This window comes from Amycolatopsis cihanbeyliensis, from assembly GCF_006715045.1.
Classification (GTDB): Bacteria; Actinomycetota; Actinomycetes; order Mycobacteriales; family Pseudonocardiaceae; genus Amycolatopsis; species Amycolatopsis cihanbeyliensis.
Genome location: NZ_VFML01000002.1, coordinates 1,114,824 through 1,129,832, shown reverse-complemented (window position 1 = coordinate 1,129,832; position 15,009 = coordinate 1,114,824). Strand labels below are relative to the sequence as shown.

The following is a 15,009-nucleotide window of genomic DNA, read 5'->3' as shown; positions in this document are numbered from 1 at the left end:
CGACCCGGATCGGGCACCATGGCCGGACCAGTGGGAGCCGGCGCCGGCCGGGGCAAGGGCGGCGACGACGAGGAACGCAAGCGCGCCGAATACCTCAAGGAAAGCGACCCGGACGGCGCCTTCGTCGGCGACCTACCCAAGACCGTGCCGCCGGTGATCGGCAAGTGAGCTTCTGGAACGCCCGTGGCCTGGCGTGACGACGTAACGCTGCACCGCCAATCCCTCCTGCACGCACTGACCACATACGACCTCGGTCCCACACCCGCGATCCTCACCGGCCGCGAGGTCTGGCTCCCCCAAGAGTCGCGAGCCAAGCTGGAGGAGGCGGTCACCGCCGACCTCGCCGATGCCGACGTCCTCGTCGGCGCGCAGTTGCGGGAGGACTTCGCCAGCGCGCTCATGACAGTCGCGTATCCAGCCAGTGGGTACTTCGCCTGGGTGCAGCACGAAGAATACGGGCGCTACGGGGTCGCTGTGTCGTGCTCCGGCACCGACTGCGTGCTGCTCCTGCGCAGAGGGGAGTGGACCCGGCTGCTGCCTGCCGCACCCGATGCGCTGGCCGAGACCCTGCTGGCCGAGATCCCTGACTTCGAGATCCACCGCGACGACACGATCAACCTGCCGGAATCCGAAACACCCTGGGCAACCGACGAAATCAGTGGCGCGGAAGCGCGTCGTCTGGACACCCTGCTCAAACTGCCCCGCTACGGCGGCGGCCAGATCCACGCACTACCCGCCAGCGACACCCGCTCAGCAGTGACCTACCTCGACACCGCCGCAGGCCGATGGCTACTCAGCCTCGACACCGCCAACCAATGGGTCACCGCCACCCCGGCTCACCCCGACGTATTCCTCCACCACCTCGACGCGCTGGGCCGGTCAGACTCCCGGCAACGGCACGTTTCGGTAAGTCGATCGGTTTCGCGAAATTCGTAAAAGAAATGTTTATCAATTCATTTGTTTTCGAGGGTGGAACTGCAAACATTTCCCATTATGTGTCATCATGTAGACAAGCTTCTGCGGGTAGATTCAAATGATCGATGATCCTGGCCAAGCAGCTACGAGCAGCCTTGGGGGAGGCGGGTGTCGAACGGATACCGGCAGGTGGCCGACCTGGTCGGGGTCCTGGCTGGGTGTTCGACGTGCCGACCCGGATGATCTCGGGTTTCTCCGGTCGACCTGCCAGACGACTGCGTCTGGTCGGCCCGGCCTCGGGGTCAAGATGATTCGTCGGGGTGGCCACCATACACAGCGGCCACCCCGACGGCGTTACTGCCCCACCGTCATACGGTACGGCCGCGTCGCAGAAACGGACGACGTTCGCGGGCGGGCGGGCGTGGTCGTCGGGCGGCCGGGACGCCGGGTCCGCCGCGGTGGCCAGGTCGACCGGCGCACGCCTCCGCACACCCGGGACGCGGGCCGGAAAAGGCAGCTTTTCTGCACAGTATTCTCCTTGATCTTCGTTTCCATGTCCCCGAGAAGGCCCTGTAATGCACCTTCTCGCAGGCCAGGTCATCTTGGCAGGCTGCCGGAGGGGCGTACTCGGTGCGGTCGTGGGTCGAACGTGGGTCGGCTTGCTGGCCGTGGGTGCGGAAAGGTGCGAGGATCCGGCGAGTGGTTCGGTTGTGATGTGTCGATGATGAGAAACTTGCCAATTGTCAAGAGGGATCGATGGAAATCCACCTTTTGGGTCCTCTCGTTGTTCGTGTTGGCGGACGCGAAGTCGATATCACCTCGCAGCGTGCGAAGGGTCTACTTGCCATTCTCATCGTCGCCCCGAATCACAAGATGCACCACAGCGAGATAGTGACCAGGCTCTGGCCAGGAGAGCGGGTCGACGGCGCGCGTGTCCGTGACGCCCGGCGAGACCTCGATGACCGGCTGCCGCAGGTGAAGCCCAGGAATGACAACCGGCAGTGCATCATCACGCTTGACGGGTGGGCGGTCGACTACCTCCGCTTCACAAGTGGGGTCACCGACGCGAAACGTCTGGCGGGCCGCGAACGCGTGGAGAAACTGCAGACGGTGCTGGCCGAATGGCGAGCTGAACCGCTCGTGGACGCCGACTTCGAGAAGTTCGACCTGAGCCGGGAACGGGCGATCCTGGATGACCGGCGGCGCAGCGCAACCGTCGACCTCCTCGAAGCGATGTTCGAATGCGGCGAGCTCAGGGGCTTCCGGATGGCTGCGTACGATGCCCTCCGACGTTGGCCGCACGATGTCCAGTTGCTAACCCTCACCTCTGACGTGCTTGCGGAGACCGAGTCCGGGGCGTGGGTGAGTTCCTTTCTTGCCGGACACATTCGGGAACACGGCGACCCGTACGGCCGACTGATGGGGATCCAGTCCCGGTTTGGGCCAGCCGTGGCCAGCGTAACGCCCGGTGTAGCAGTGCCTCGGCAGCTCCCCGGGCGTCATCGGCAACTGGTCGGACGCCGACGCGAGCGGCAGGTGATGACGGAGCTCCTCGCGGACGCCGGACCGGGAGCTACCCGGATCGTCATGGTGTCGGGCATGGCCGGGGTCGGAAAGACCAGCCTGGCGTGTTCGTGGGCGGAAGAGTTCGAAGACAGGTTTCCGGGAGGCACGCTGTACGCGGATCTCAACGGCTTGGGTCCCCTTCGACCGGAGGAGCCCGAGCAGATCTTGACCAGGATGCTGAAGGACCTCGATGTCGAACCGGCGATGGCCACGCTCGACGGCTTGATCGCCGCCTTCCGTTCGGCGACGGCGGGCCGTTCAGTACTGGTCGTACTGGATAATGCGCGGGACTCCGCTCAGGCCAGACCATTGCTCCCGGGAACGGGGTGTCCCGTCGTCGTCACCAGTCGGGTCCGCTTGGAGAGCCTGGTCAACCGGGAGGGTGCCCATCCACTCACCGTTCGACCTTTGGACCGGCCCGAGGCGGCCGCTATGCTGGCTGGCTCACTGGGCGAAGCCAGGATGCGGCAGGCGGGCCATCTTGCTGACGAAATCGCCGGACTCGTTGGCGGGCTTCCGCTGGCCTTGGCTGTGATCGCCGCGCGGGTAGCTGTGCGTCCGGCCGAGGCCGTCCGCGCGATCCGGGACGCATTGCGGGAGACCAAGACCAGGCTCAACACACTATCGCACCCGCAGGACACGGACCTCGACGTCCGGGTCGCTTTGTCGTACTCCAAGGACGGCCTGAGTGAAGCAGCGGTGAACCTGTGGGCCTTACTCGCCCTACACCCAGGGCCAACGATCAGTCTGGCCGCAGTAGTGGACCTGGCGGGGTATGACTGCGGCAGCGAGGTCGCGGAACTCGTCGCGGCGCACCTGCTGGAGGAACCCGTTTATGAGCGGTATGCGATGCACGACCTGGTCCGTGACTACGGGATCGAACTGGCTGGCCAGCTGCCTCCGGGCCGGGCCGAGGAGGTCACCGCAACCGCGTTCGAGTTTCTCCTTCAGCACGTCTGGGCGTGCGACCTGGCACTCGTTCCCGGCCGAGATTTGCCGATCCCGGTGCCTATCTCAGAAGTGTCGGAGGCACCGCGGACCGTGCAGGACGCGATGACGTGGCTGGACGACGAGTATCCGACAGTCACCGCCGCGCTCCGCAAGGCCGCTGAGGTGGGAGCCCACCGCTACACCTGGCTTCTCGCGATGGCGCTCTTGACCTACCAGTGGCGCCGGAGCAAGTTCGCCGACGCAGACCGCTACCTGCGTGCTGCGGCCGACGCGGCCGAGCGCGTCGCTAGTCTGCCTGACCAGGCCATGGTATACCGCATGCTCGCGGGCTCCCGCTGGAACATGAAGAAGTACACACTGGCCGAAGCTGCGCAGCGGCGCGCAGTCGCTTTCAGCGAGCGAGCGGGAGATCTCCGAGGCGTCGCATATGGGCACGTCGGGCTGGCGGCCCTGCACTTGAACCAGCATGAGTACACCCAGGCAGGCGCCGAATACGGCGAAGCTCGCGCACTTTTCGAGCAGCTGGGTGACGACCTCGGTGAGGCGGATGCGCTCAGCGGGCTGGCACAGGTCGCGCTGGCCGAGGGGGACCACGATCGGGCCGTCCGGTCGTGCCTGGAGGCGCGTGACCGGTACGAGCTGTCCGACGATCTGAACGGCCAAGCCGCAATACTGGTGGTGCTCGGCGAAGTGCACAAGGACCGTGGAGACCTGTCGCGGGCTGCGGCGACCTACGACCTCGCGATTTCCCACTACCGATCGCTGACTCGCCATAGCCATGAAGCGCGGACACTAATACAACTCGCCAGAGCGCTGCAGCTCGACGGCCGTACCACTGAGAGCCGCCAGGCGTTGCGTAGCGCGCATGCGTTGTACCGCGATCTCGGCGACGAAACCGGCCTCGCACAGGTCGAGGAGCTGCTGGGCGATGTCTAGGAGTCATTCCGGTATTCGGCCAGCCAGTAGCGGAGTACCGGATCGGGCTCGCGGCCGGGCCGGGGCGGCGTGGCCGGACCTGGGAGAAGCCGCTTTAGTTCGCCGGCTACAACGTTCGTGCTCTGCGGCCGATCGGCGGGGTCCCACGCGATCATGTGGAGCCCCACCGCGCGGAGGACCGGGTCGAGTGCCTCAAGCGCGGGCCGCAGGTCGTCCGGGAATGGTGGGATCGGAGTCAGTCGCTTTCCCGTCTTGTTGAGATAAGGAAGGTTCATGATTGCCAACTTGAACAGCAAACAGCCCAACGAAAATACGTCCGAAGCCACAGACGCCGCGGCGCCTTGGACAACCTCGGGAGCGGTGTACCCGGGTGTCGCCGCCAGATGGATCTCCGAGCCCGGTCGAACTGCGCTGCCAAGGTCGATGAGCCATACCTGGCCGTCGGAGGCGATGAGCGTGTTTTCGAGCTTGATGTCCCGATGGACCCAGCCCTGCGAGTGCAATTCTCCGACAGTACCGCACAGCTGGGCGACGATGGCCGCCGTCCGCACGGACGAAACCGCTCCTTCGCGTTCGGTGAAGTCCACAAGATCGCGGCCGCTGACATGCCGCATGACGTAGTAAGCACGCCCGGCGTGGTAGCCGCCCGGGAGGGCTCGGACTAGGCCCGGCACGGTGCGCAACTGCTCTCCTATGGACACCTCATTGTGGATCTCGTCGGAGGACTCCTGGTACCAGGCTGTGTCCTCGCAGAACCGGGGTGGCTGAATCTTGAGCGCCAGGTCCGGCCCGGTTTCACCATCTTGGACTCGATAGACCTCGCCCGAGGCCCCCTCGCCGAGCAGTTCCTGCACCACGTAACGGTCGTCGACGACCTCACCCGGATAGAACACCCCGAGATGCTCTCACGGAAGAGGAAGAAATGACGCAATGGCACCCTCCGGCCGGGGTGTCCGGTGATTCCGACCTGATCAAGGTGTCGGTTGGAATGCTCGGACCGGCACGGTACCGCTGCCCGGCGCGGGACGCGCTGAGCGCACGGCCGCGATACCGGGCCGACACGCGGGTACCCCGCAAGCCAGAGGTACTGAAAAACTTTACGAACGGACCGTTCATGGATGTTTTGGATCTCGTCGAGCACCAGGGCGTTGCCGTTGACGACGCGCTCGCGCAGATCGGGCGGAACCCGGTGCACGACTTGGTTCGGCAATGGACTGCCCACGCCGTCAGGGGGTACCTGGAGGTCTACTCACCCGAAGTGGTTGACGGACTGACCCCCATGCGGGGGAAGTGGGTGTACGAGAACGTTCTTGCCCAGCCGGATCGGCGCGGCGCCCGACAGTACCGGATCACCGTCTGGGGCAGGTGCTACCGAACACCGGACGGCAAACTGCGCGAGGTGCGATTGCCGGCGAACCGCCTGGAGGGGCGGGCGAGGACGGACGCCGAAATCGCGGTCGCGGCGCTGGTCCTGGCCTCAGGAGGTCCGGACGTGCCACCGCAACACGTCAGGCTCCGGCAATTCGGGATGCTGGAAGGTGAGTCGGTCACGTTGTTCGACGGCTCGCGGCAGGCCGCACTCGACCTCTACGATATGTCGGGCCGGGCTGCCCTGGCGCAGCTCGTTGACGCTGGCGAACCCGCCGAGTACCGGCCGGGCGCTGCTTGCGTCGACTGCCCTTTCTCGGCCGTCTGCCCTGAGCTACGCCGGACGCCGGGTCTCCTGGGCGTCAGGAACCGACGGCGACCACGCCGGAGCTGGTCGGCCACGTCGGCGCGGAACCACGCCGTCTGCCCGGCTCGGGATTACGGCCGCAGGCAGCGGCTCCCGGTTGACCAAGGTGTTGAGCGCGGGCCGGCGGCCGAGCGTGGGCGGGCGGTCCACCGGTACCTGGAGCGCCAGCACGACGGGGCCACCAGGCCGTGCGAAACCCAGGTGCCCGAGGACTGGGTGCCTGCCGGGTTCGGCCTGACACCGGAGGACCGTGCACTCGGCCTTGTTCTTCTGCGTAACCATGCAGCGGTGTGCCCGGTGCACCACACGAGGACACCGGACACCCTCCGGGTGGAACCTGACCTGGTCTATGAGGACCCGGACGCCGACACAGTCGTCCTGGCCAGGCCCGATCTGCTCTACCACGACGGGGAAACGTGGGTCTGGCGCGAGTTGAAGACCTCGGCTTCTGGGCGCAGAGGTGCGCGTCCTTGGCTCGAGCAGTACCCACAGCTGGCTCTCGCGACAATTCTTGCTGCACGCAGCGAGTTCGGGCTGGGGATCGGTCGGGTCGAACTTGAGATTCTTCGGCCCGCGGGTGCTGACCTGTACACGCTCGACCCGAAGACACCCGAGGTCCGCCTGCGGGCGGAGACCGTGGTACGCGAGTCGTTCGGTCGGTGGCAGGAAGACGACCGGTTCCTCCCGGCACCGGGCCGGCACTGCTCCGACTGCGAGGTGGCCCGGTGGTGCTCGGCGCGAGACGTAACCGGAGGCGTGGAATGACGGGCAGAACGGTACTGCTCGACCACCTGGCTAGTGGCGTGTACGCACTGTCCTATCGCGACGCCGGGGGATCGACGGTTCCACCGTACCCGCAGGAGACCCAGTACGCGCTCGACCTGGTCGTCTGCGAATGCCTGCACCAGGGGGCCACCCCGCCGGCCGGTGTGCCCGAGCTGATCCGATGGTGCACGGACCTTTCATCACCGTCGTGGCCGTTCCCACCGGGGGAGCAGTGCGCCGGACTGGCTTTGGTCGATCCGGTCCACCGGACGCGAACGCGAGCCTGTGCCGAGTTGGCGGGGCTGGCGGCCGTCGCCGAGGAGCTCATGGCGCAAGCGTTGTCCGACGTCCCAGCAGGCGAGGCGGTCGAGCGGCGCCGGTTTCTTCGGTCGCACGTGCTCGTGGGACCGGATACACATCGCAAGCTTCTGATGGAAGATCCTCCCGCGGCGGCGGTGTACAAGTTCGTCAAAGATCTGTACCAGCCGGTCCCCGCCGAGTGGGTCGTGCGCGGCAAGGTCGCCCTGTGCGAGTGCGGACTGCCTGCCCGGCCGGGTAGCCCGGATGACCAATTAACCGCGTGGTGCGAGCGGGAGACCTGCCCATCGGGAAGCCAGGTGGAGCAGCGCTTTTCGGCCTCCAAGACGCTTATGCTGCACCCTGCGCTTCGGATCTTCGTGGCCCTTCCGGCCCAGGCAGAGGACCGACTGCGCAGCGGTCTGGCATCCGCGGGGCTTCCGGTGCGCTCGTTCGGACCGGCCGTCGAACGCCACGAAGTGCGGTTTCCCGGAAGTGAACCCCGGACCGTCCAATTCTACGACCGGGTCGTGCCGACGGTCCTGGCCCGCGACGCCGCTGCCAGCGGAGTGGACATCGCGGTCGTGCCGGACGGCTTTGCGATGACCGCTTCGGCTAGCCGTCAGGCTTTTGCGGACGCCCTGCCGCCAGGAACACACGTCACCCTCATGACCGAGAGCGAACTGCTCGCAGGGACGAAACCGACTGGAAGGATTCTTGATGCGTGACCCCGCGGTGGTGCTGGCCCCCGTTCTGAGCAAGCTCAGAAACGCTGGCCTGCGATCGGATCAGGCGGCCCTGCTGTGCGACGTTGAACTCGGGCTGCTGCTGCACGAGCGGCTGAACCCAGATGAGCCGGTGGGAGGGGCATGGGTCCTATTCTGCGGTATTCCCTACGCACGCGGCCGAGGGCTCGTGACGAGCGCGGACGCGGCTGTCGCCCTCCGGTCGGCGCGCTTCACGTTGTGGACGCTGCGCAAGCGAATGGCGTGGCATGATGCCTTGGTCGCCTACCAGGAGCTCGGCCAGGAGTTCCGCACCTTCGACGTACCTGACCCGTCCACCCGGGTCACCCGGCTGCCGACCGAAGGAATCGCCGATGAACGGTTCACCTGGTACGACCAGTTGCTGGCCGTGGCCCCGCCGTTCGCGAGCCGCCCGGTTTCTTTTGCAAAGCAAGGGGTGCACCGGTTCCAGGCTGGCCGGATGACGGTGCGCGTCGACCTGCCCGACACTGGGAACCTCTCGCAGCCTGTCGGGCACGATGTCGATCTCGTCCCGGATGGCTGTGGAGAACCGATCCCGGTCGTGTGGCGCGACCTGATCACCACTGCCGAGGAGATGGACCGCATCGAGTTCCGCGACTGGGCACGCCGCCTGCGGTCGGTCCGGCTCCGGAAGCGGGGGAAGAGGAGCTTCCGCCCTGCTGGTCGGTTCACGATCTCGCGGATCGAGCACCTCCTCGGCATCGTGGGCGCAGGGAAGAGCACGCTGCGCGATGTACTGGCGGTGCACCTCGCACGCCGCGGACGCCGCGTCACCGTCGTGGTCGGGGATGTCGCCGAAACGCTGGAGCTGGTCAGGCTCTACAACCGATACACCGACGACCTGGCTGCCCCGATCCTGGGTGCCTCCGGCAAGCAACGGCATGCTCAGCGGATGCACCGCAGGCTTGCCGGGCGCGGCGAGTCCAATGTGCTCGCTCATGACAATCCCGCGCTCACCTACCTCAGCACCTCATGCGTGCTGAACGTGCTCACCGGTGACCAGGACGACGTGCTCGCCTTCAACCAGGCACCGTGCATCCGGCTCCACCGCCGCTCGGTTCAGCCCGGGAGCAAGCGGGAGTGGTCGAAGGTGCCGTTGGCCTGTCCGTACTGGGCAGGGTGTCCTCGGCACCGCGGCGCACACGAGTTGGTCGACGCCACCATCTGGGTATCAACGCCGGCTGGCCTGGTGGACGCTGCGGTGCCGCAGCCGCAGAATCCCGAGCGGCTCCGCTACCTTGAGGCCGCTTGTCGGCGTAGTGACCTGGTCATCGTCGACGAGGCCGACAGGGTGCAGATGCAGCTCGATCGCATGTTCGCCCCCGCGGTTGCCCTGATCGGTGGCGCGGGGAGCCGATCACTGCTCGACGAGCTGAACACCCACAAGATCCGGGAGTTGTCCGAGGGGGCGAGGACTCAGCTGTCCGATCGCGACGTCGAGGATTGGACGGCGGCGGTCAACACGATCACGGCGGCCACCGACCGGCTGTACGCGATGCTGGTCGCCCGACGCGATCTCCGGGACTGGGTGCGCACCGGCTATTTCAGTGCGTGGACGCTCCAGCTCCGCCTGATCGAGGAGCGCTACCCGGACGACGCGTCCAACGCGAAGGAAGCGCGCCAGCAGCTGACCAGTCTCCTGGACGACTTCCGCGACAACCCGTTCGGGGATCGCGCCAGGGCCGCCGTGTCGGAACTGACCGTGCTCGTCAACGAATTGCTCACCACCGGGCGTCAGGCAGCGACCCGGCAGAAGCTGAGCGACCTGATGGTGAAGCTGTTTGATCTCCCAGCGAAGCTGGCTGAGCTGCAGCGGGCCTACGACGAAGAGCAAGAACGACCGAAGCCCCCGAAACGGAGACACAAGCCATCCCCGCACCCGGAGGAATGGCTGGACGAAAAGTGCCGCCAGTTCGAGTTCACCCTGCTGCTGTCGGTGCTGGAGCCGAAACTGGCGCTGATGAACGCGATGTGGCCACGAGTGGAGTCGGTCCTGAAATTGACCTTCAACGACATGTACCAGCGCCCACCAGACTACGGCCCAATCGTCCCGGAAGCGCCTATGGGTAACGTGCTGGGTTTCCAGTTCATCGTCGACGGGCCACCGCGGCACGGCGTGCAGAGCGGTGAGCTACGGTACTTCCGATGCAGCGGAGTCGGGCGAGAACTGCTCCGCGCGCTCCCTGGGATTCCCGAGGTAGACGGCCGCCCTGGCACCAACGTGCTCCTGATGTCGGGGAGCAGCTGGGCTGGCAGTTCCAGCCGCTACCACGTGCCTGTCCCCGTCGGCATTGTCCTGCTGCCGGATTTGGACGACGTCCGGACCGTCGTCAATGGGACCGAGATGCGGTTCGAGTTCCTTCGCAGTGACACCGACCAGGAGCCACTGAAGCTTTCCGGTGCAGACTTGGACGAACGGCCGGAGATCCTCCGCCGGATGGCGGTGCGCCTCGGTGAGCAAGACCATGACGGAAGCATCCTGGACCGTGAACTGCGCGTTCTGCCGGATTCGCGGCGGCGCATCCTGCTGCTGGTAGGCAGCTACGAGGAAGCCGCGCTCGTGGCCGACACCCTGCACACGCTGAGCTTGAGATGGCATGGGAGCGTATTGCGGTTGGTGCCTGACGACGATGTGGCTGTCGGAGCGACAGCTGCGGGTGATGAGCGGCACGCGCCCGCCCTGCGTCGCGGTGACGTCGACTCTCTCCGCTGGACCGACGCCCAGATCCTCGTGGCGCCGCTGCTCGCAGTCGAGCGTGGACACAACATCCTCAACGAGAAGAAGGTAGCCGCGATCGGCACCGTGTACTTCCTTGCCCGGCCGAACCCCCGGCCCGACGACCTGGGACTTGCGGTGCACACGGTGAACGACTGGCTGATCCGGTACGTCGACAGCCCGGAGTTCGACGCGCTGATGTGCACAGCGGCCGATGTGGACGATGGTGCGCTCGCAATTCGGAAGGAGGCGAGACGGCAGTGGTACCGGGCCCTCGCTAGGCCGCTCGGCTGGAGCAGTCTCGGTGCCGACCGCGACACCGTGACCTGGGACCTGCTGGTGCTCATCTGGCAGGTAATCGGCCGGCTGGTGCGTGGCGGGGTACACGCCCGCGTCGTGTTCGTCGACGCCGCCTTCGCCCCAGAGACCGCAGCGGGTCGGCTGACCGAAGAGACCTGCAAGACCAGCTTGCTGCACAACATCCACGCCGTGCTGACACGTTATCTCAGCCGGCGGTCGGTCGAGCCGGCTCACGACCGTTACATAGTCGACGCGCTCTATCGGCCGCTCTGGGCGGCGCTGGACCGTTGCCTCAACGACAGGGACCCGAAATGTACTCAGTGATTACCCCGTGTGCGTATGAACCCGACCCCGACGTCGGACCATGGATCGAAGACTTCCAAGTGATGATGTTCGCCGAGCAGTGGCGCACCGAGCTGACGGACTTGTCCGCGCTAGGCTGGCGTAGTCGTGAACCGTTCGCCGGGCTGCCGGTGCGGAAGCTCGACAACCTGCTGCGCGCGGTAGCGCCGGACGTGCTCGCGATCGGCCGCGGTGCCGCCGCCGATAGTTCAGTGCCGTGGCTCTACGCGCGGGAGCAGGTGCCAGCCGACGTCGTCATGCCTGCGTTCCTGAGTTGGGTGGCCGAACTCCGACCGGAGAGCGAGCACCAGTCGGCCACCCGTCGTGTGCTCGAGGCGGTCCGGCACACAGAGCTGGAGTGGACGAGCTGCTCCGTTGAGCTGTCCGGTACCGACGTTTCACCGGGTGGGACTGCGCTGCCGCATCGGCGGTTGTACACGCTCCTGCCGGAGCTGCTGGCCCTTCGCCTAGCCGAACGTCCGTTTCGCGCGGAGGGGGCGGATAGGGACACATGGTTCCGCGTGGTGCGGCGCGAACACGGGGCCGAGCTGATCTCTTGGCCACCGCAGAAGTACCGAAAGGACGGACTGGACCATTACTACTCGGCCATGCTGCAAATCACCGTGCACAATGTCCCTTTCACGCCGTCGTTCCGAGTGCACGTGTCGTCGGGGATCCGACGCTGGTCAACCCGGACGCCAATCTGGGTCCCGCGCGGTCGCGGTGCCACTGTGCTGTTCGACCTCCCCTTCCCCTGGCAAGAGGACTCTCATGCGAGACAGCTTCGCCTCGTCGGCAACGTCATGAAATTTTCCCTGCAGGAGGGACGATACACATGGCGGGGCCACAGTTCGGTGGAGATCCTGGACAACCTCGACATCGTCCGGCGCTATCCAAAGCCCGATGATCTTATTGCCGCCCCGCAGGAGTGGATGGTCGGTCAAGGCGATGTGGCTGCGGCGGTTGTGCACAGCACCGCGATGGGCCAGCACAAGATCGGTACAGGTCTGATGCCCGGAGAACGAGCGCAGCTCGACGACTGGGTTGCGGACGGGCTTCGGCCCTGGTTCCGCCGGGTGTCGTCGCTGAGCCGCGCGTTTCGAGTCACCAAGCCGGTTCTACTCCCCAAGGTGCCCAGGACGGACCCGGTGCGCCGGGCTGCGGTCGAGCTGCGAGCGGTGACCGCCCGACGGGCGGCGCTGCGAGCCGCCCTGGCCGGAGAGCCGCTACGCATCGACATTGTCACCATCTACCCAGAGACGCAGAAGCACCTGGTGCGTCAGCTGGCTCTGCTGCTTGGGGTCGATATGGCCGGTTTCGGTGACGGGTGCGTGCGACGCTGGTCGGTGGACGGCCTCGAGATCGAGATTACGTTGTCTGACGCCGGATCACTCGGCAACGGACTGACTGCTCCGCGGGAAACGGAGAGCACGGACGCACGGGCCGCCGAAGCATTGCGCGCTCGCCGAGCAGCTGTCGCCGCGCAGTTCCCCCGCCGGACCGGACGGCCGGGACTGGCTCTGGTCGAGATTCCCGGTGCAGATCGGTTCACCGTGCCCGGCTCAGATCCCAAGTTCGCGCTGCGCCTCGGGTTCGCCGACACTGGGCGACTCTCGCAGTTTATTCAGGTCGCCGACGACCGCACCGCCGATCCGGCAACACGCGCCGAGGCCGCCTGCCGAGACGGGTTTCGGCAGCTCGGGGCGTCCTCGGCGCCTGCGCACCGAGCGGGCACCGGCATCCCGCCGGATCTCCAATACGTGGCCCTGTGGGTGGTTCGTAAACAGGCCACCGCGATGACGAGACGCGCCAGCCGACACCTTGTGGCGGTGCGGATCCGGCCGTCCGCTTCGGAACACCCCGTCGAAGGCTGGGATGAACGCACGCAGGATTGGATCCCCTACTGCGACTTGCTCGTCTCTCTCGCGTCGTACAGCGAACTGGAAGCGGACGGGCCAGTGAGCGGCGTCCGACGCACGTATCCGACGGTCGACGATGAGCGAGCCGATGTCGAGCGTCGCGTCCGCGCCATTCTCTTCCAGGTTCGGGACCGGCCGACGCTACTGCTCGTGAATGCGGGCAACATGCGGGACTCATGGCGCTGGTTGGGAAACCGCACCTTGGTGAAGGATACGCTGGGCTTCAGCGGCGAACCTGACCAGCGGCTTGGTGCCTTCGGTGAGCATCTTCGGGCCGTGCTCCTCCGCGACCGCAACAGCCGGGAGGAGGTGCCGCAGTGGTACGCCCCGGGCCGAGATAACGACACGCCGGGTTTCGGCGTTGGCCTGTGGGCGTCCCGGGACGCGCCACCAGACAACCGGGTTTTCGTCAGCACGGCCGACGTGCCCAGGAACTTCCCCAAGATCCCTCGAGGGCTTCGCAAGCTCGGTCGCGAGCCGGGAGCGACATCTGCGCCCACGGTGACTGCCTGGAACCCTCAGTACCTGGAACTTACGGTGCTGGGCTGTCATGCGGCAGACGACCCGGTGGCGTGGGCGGCGGTGAGCCACCAGTTGAGGTTCCACGACGACTACGTCCCGCTGGCCCAGCCGCTGCCGATGCACTTGGCGAAACTCGTCGACGAATACCTGAACCCGCAACCCGGCCTACCTGCTTCGCTGGAATGACACCGGGCGTTGCCACCTCGCGGTCGACCTGCTGCAGAAACTGCTGGAATCTCATCCGCGCCTGTTCAGGCCGACCGTTGTAGTGGTTCACGGCGGGCAGCGCAGCACACCAGCCAACTCGCCGGTTTCCGAACTGCAGCAAACGCCTGCCTCGGCCGTCCTGGAACACTAGGTGCACGGCCTGCTCCAGAGTAAGGGTCTAGATGGCAAGTAGGTGGATGTGGCCGTTGGCTATTGTTAATCGGGCATGATCGGCTCTCCGGTGGGGCGGTGTCCGTTGACCTCGGGATAGTGCGGCGTGGGCGTGATGCGGCCTTGCTCTCGCCACCGTCGTAGGACCTTGCGGCCGTAGTTGTTGGTCTCGAAGGTCTCGTCGAGTTCCCGGCCGGTCGGTGTGCGACCGTTGGCTCGTTCGGCGAGGTAGTAGGCCCACATCTGTTGCTCCTTGGACGTTGGCTGTTCGGCCGAACTGGTCAGGCCCGCGACGGTGGGTGGTGGCTCGTTCGCGTCCTTGCTGATCTCGGGTGTCTCACTGGGCTCGGTGTCGGTCTCGCCGGTCGTGTCGGCCTGGTGGCGCTTCAGTGCCCGGTTGAGTAGTTCGACGGCCAGCAGGAGAGCAAGGGGTGGGCAAGCCGCGACCATGATGGCCGGCAGGCTGAGTTCGGGTGCGGCGGCGATGTTGGCGTGTAGCGAGAGCACGATGCCGAACAGGAACGCCAGCCAGGCTGCCCACCGGCCGCGCCGGTGCTGGCCGTCCGTCGTCTTCCACAGTTCGACTGTGGCCATGATGAGCAGGCCGTCGACGATCAGTGGCCAGATCGATGCCGAGGTGTTGTCGGCGCCGAAGCGGAGGGCGAAGTCCCTCCCGTGGCGGTACGAGACGTAAGCCGCGCCGATGGCGACCAGGGCGGTGCATCCGCACTGGATCCAGAGCGTTCGATCTTGGTTTAGTCTGCCCGAAGTGCTTAACCTGGATTCTTCACCCGAATGGGTGAGTGCGGTGGGTTCAGTTGGGCCTGGCGCGGTTTCGTTGACGGTCATCCAGCACCGCCAGGCTGGCGACGGCGGCGGCGTTCTACCTCGACCGTGGCG

9 protein-coding genes are annotated in these 15,009 nt (G+C 66.2%); 7 read left to right on the top strand and 2 right to left on the bottom strand.

Translation table 11 applies throughout. The features are described 5' to 3' along the window. The first annotated feature begins 18 nt into the window (after positions 1-18). The 3 genes from FB471_RS34325 (at position 19) to FB471_RS33750 (ending at position 4,368) form a co-directional block, all read left to right on the top strand. Positions 19-168 (top strand): hypothetical protein, encoded by a 150-nt coding sequence (locus tag FB471_RS34325; protein ID WP_170221086.1) that lies wholly within the window; start codon positions 19-21, stop codon positions 166-168. A 15-nt stretch (positions 169-183) separates the two neighbouring features. Further along, the gene (locus tag FB471_RS33755) at positions 184-936 is read left to right on the top strand and encodes an ESX secretion-associated protein EspG (RefSeq protein ID WP_142003851.1); all 753 of its coding nucleotides are present in this window, start codon (positions 184-186) and stop codon (positions 934-936) included. 735 nt (positions 937-1,671) lie between these two features. Then, on the top strand, positions 1,672-4,368 hold the full coding sequence (locus tag FB471_RS33750; protein WP_142003850.1) for an AfsR/SARP family transcriptional regulator: 2,697 nt from the start codon (positions 1,672-1,674) through the stop codon (positions 4,366-4,368). Here the strand turns inward: FB471_RS33750 and FB471_RS33745 are convergent. Then, entirely contained in the window at positions 4,365-5,261 is an 897-nt protein-coding gene (locus tag FB471_RS33745) for a serine/threonine-protein kinase (protein ID WP_142003849.1), read from the bottom strand. The two genes, FB471_RS33750 and FB471_RS33745, sit on opposite strands and share 4 nt — an antisense overlap. 29 nt (positions 5,262-5,290) lie before the next feature. Here FB471_RS33745 and FB471_RS33740 point away from each other — a divergent pair, with 29 nt between their 5' ends. The 4 genes from FB471_RS33740 to FB471_RS33725 are packed head-to-tail and all read left to right on the top strand — an operon-like array spanning position 5,291 to position 13,917. Next, positions 5,291-6,868 (top strand): PD-(D/E)XK nuclease family protein, encoded by a 1,578-nt coding sequence (locus tag FB471_RS33740; RefSeq protein ID WP_142003848.1) that lies wholly within the window; start codon positions 5,291-5,293, stop codon positions 6,866-6,868. Next, entirely contained in the window at positions 6,865-7,893 is a 1,029-nt protein-coding gene (locus FB471_RS33735) for a pPIWI_RE_Y domain-containing protein (protein WP_142003847.1), read from the top strand. The genes FB471_RS33740 and FB471_RS33735 overlap by 4 nt, the downstream gene beginning before the upstream one ends. After that, positions 7,886-11,272 carry a pPIWI_RE_Z domain-containing protein gene (locus FB471_RS33730; RefSeq protein ID WP_211358311.1) on the top strand — a complete coding sequence of 1,129 codons (3,387 nt, stop codon included), beginning with the start codon at positions 7,886-7,888 and terminating at the stop codon, positions 11,270-11,272. Before FB471_RS33735 ends, FB471_RS33730 begins: the two co-directional genes overlap by 8 nt. Further along, the gene (locus FB471_RS33725; RefSeq protein WP_142003846.1) at positions 11,260-13,917 is read left to right on the top strand and encodes a pPIWI_RE module domain-containing protein; all 2,658 of its coding nucleotides are present in this window, start codon (positions 11,260-11,262) and stop codon (positions 13,915-13,917) included. Before FB471_RS33730 ends, FB471_RS33725 begins: the two co-directional genes overlap by 13 nt. Positions 13,918-14,154: 237 nt before the next feature. Here FB471_RS33725 and FB471_RS33720 read toward each other — a convergent pair whose 3' ends face one another. Continuing rightward, positions 14,155-14,958 (bottom strand): DUF2637 domain-containing protein, encoded by an 804-nt coding sequence (locus FB471_RS33720; RefSeq protein WP_142003845.1) that lies wholly within the window; start codon positions 14,956-14,958, stop codon positions 14,155-14,157. Positions 14,959-15,009 lie beyond the last annotated feature (51 nt).